The organism is uncultured Thiohalocapsa sp. (genome assembly GCF_913062725.1).
In the GTDB taxonomy this organism is placed as follows: Bacteria; Pseudomonadota; Gammaproteobacteria; order Chromatiales; family Chromatiaceae; genus Thiohalocapsa.
In genome coordinates, this window is sequence record NZ_CAJXWY010000132.1 from 1 (window position 1) to 2,280 (window position 2,280).

The window sequence follows — 2,280 nt, forward strand, 5'->3', positions numbered from 1 at the left end:
GTGTGGCCCCCTGCGCGCCCGGCGGCACGCTGCGCCGCAGATGCTCCCCCCAGCATCCCCGGGACGCGGGCGCCTGCGTCGCGCGCGACGTCCGTGAGCCCCGCTGTTGGGCGTTGACCGCGCGACCGCGCACCCCAGCCCCGATCACCTCCCTCCCCGGGCCAATCTGGATGCCCAGGGTGGCTTGGATTTCCTATCCTTTCTATCCTTCTCCGGGCCGACCCTCAGCGATACCCCGCCGTCAATTGGCCTGCTCTGGGTACAACGCTTCGAGCCGGACCTGCGGGCCTTCGTCTCCGGGTCCTACAGCGATGCGAACAAATGGAGGCGGCCGGCTCGCTCGGACCGCGGCGGAACCCGACCGCGGGTCTCAGCTCAGCAGCCGCTTTCGCGGCAGCTTCATCGTGCTACACTGATTTCGTGAAACCGTGTGAGGGGCCATCATGAGCAACCTAACCATCAGCGTTCCCGCGGACGTGCTCAAGCGCGCGCGCATTCGCGCAATCGAGGAGGGCGTATCTGTCAACGCAGTCCTGGCTCGCTATCTTGAAGGCTGGGCGCAACCCAACGAGTTGAGGCGGCTCCGGCAGAACGCCGCCGACCGCCTCGTGCAACTCGGCGAGCAATCGCAAGCGGGCAGCGGTGGCCGCCGCTGGTCCCGGGATGAGCTTTATGAGCGATGAGGTTCTGTTCCTGGACACGAACGTCCTTGTCTATCTCTTCGACAACGATGAACCGCGAAAGCAGAGAATTGCTCAGGAGCTTCTACGGGAGAGCGCCGAACCCCGTCTGAGCACTCAGGTGCTCGCTGAGTTTTACGTGACGGTGACGCGGAAGCTCGCCCGGCCATTGGCACCTGAGCGAGCCCTCCAGGCCGTCGATGAATTCCGCGTCTTTCCGGTCGCCGCGCCAACGCCAGAACAGGTCCAGCAGGCCATCCGGCGCAGCATCGATGCCCGCGTCTCGTTCTGGGACGGTCTCATCATCGAGACGGCCCTCGCAGAAGGCGCCCATCGGTTGATGACAGAGGACCTTCAGGACGGCTGGCGCATCGAAGGGATGCAGGTCACCAATCCCTTCGCCGTCGTCGGGTAGCCCAACTTTAACATGGCCCCATTGATTCTGGGCGGCTTTTCGGACTAAGGCATTGATTTCATTATACCAGCGAGCCTGATTGCGCAAAGTAGTGCCATAACATTCGACGGGGTCTGTTGCCTTGTGGCGTTGCAGGGTCTAGCGTTCCGGGTATGTACATCCGCCGCACCCAGACGCGCAACACGGCCACCGGTGAGCGTTACTTCACGCACCGGCTGGTGCGCTCCGAGCGCGTGGGCGGGAAGGTGCGCCAGGTGACCCTGCTCAACCTGGGGCGGCATTTCCCGGTGGCGCAAGCGCACTGGCCGACGCTCTGCATGCGCCTGGAGGAGATCCTCAGTGGTCAGGAGGTCTTGCTCGGCGGCGCAGGTGGGCTGCTGATCGAACGCGAAGCGCAGCGTCTCGCCGCGCTGCTGCTGGCCCGTCAAGGCGCAGTGCCTGAGGCCACGGCATCCAGGAGCACGGCACCCGTGGAGGTGCACAGCATCGTGCTTGATTCGCTCAAGCTCAGTCGCCCGCGCACGGTCGGGGTCGAGGCGGTCGGGCTCTGGGCGATGGCGCAGGTCGACTTCGTCGAGCAACTTGAGGCCCTGGGGCTCACCGGGCCGCAACGCGCCGCGGTGCTGGGCGTCATTCTGGGACGTATGGCCGCGCCAGGTTCAGAACTGGCCACCCAGCGTTGGCTGTGTCAACGCAGTGGGCTGGGCGAGTTGCTCGATGTCGACTTTGAGGCCATGAGTCTGATGCAGCTGTATCGCGCCGCCGATGTGCTGATGCGCCACCGCGAGACACTCGAAGGGGCGCTGTTTACGCGCCTGACGGGCCTGTTCGGGCTCGACTGGTCGGTCACCCTCTACGATCTGACCAACACCTATTTCGAGGGCGAAGCGGCCGCCAACCCCAAGGCCCAGCATGGCCACTCCAAGGAGCAGCGCAGCGATTGTCCCCTGCTGACCCTGGGCCTGGTGCTCGATGGCAGTGGCTTCGTGCGGCGCTCCGAGGTCTTTGACGGCAACGTGGTCGAAGGCACGACCCTAGCCGGAATGCTCCAGCGCTTGCGCGTCTGTATTACAGACCAGAAACTCGCAGCCCTCCAGATTTGAAGAAATCATGTTATTGACGGCGTTTCCGCCAGCACCACCCACGCCGATCACGGCAATTTTGGGCGAGAGCTTTTGCACTTCG

The 2,280-nt window shown here is 64.4% G+C and carries 3 protein-coding genes; all 3 read left to right on the plus strand.

Going from position 1 to position 2,280, the window contains the following annotated elements; translation table 11 throughout:
* Positions 1–443 precede the first annotated feature (443 nt).
* Positions 444–683, plus strand: coding sequence for a hypothetical protein (locus tag QZ588_RS18055; RefSeq protein ID WP_295544505.1), 240 nt, complete (start codon positions 444–446; stop codon positions 681–683).
* Positions 673–1,095: a PIN domain-containing protein gene (locus tag QZ588_RS18060; RefSeq protein WP_295544506.1), complete on the plus strand. Its 423-nt coding sequence runs from the start codon at positions 673–675 to the stop codon at positions 1,093–1,095. Before QZ588_RS18055 ends, QZ588_RS18060 begins: the two co-directional genes overlap by 11 nt.
* Before the next feature lie 152 nt (positions 1,096–1,247).
* Positions 1,248–2,198 carry an RNA polymerase subunit sigma gene (locus tag QZ588_RS18065; protein WP_295544507.1) on the plus strand — a complete coding sequence of 317 codons (951 nt, stop codon included), beginning with the start codon at positions 1,248–1,250 and terminating at the stop codon, positions 2,196–2,198.
* Positions 2,199–2,280: the final 82 nt, after the last annotated feature.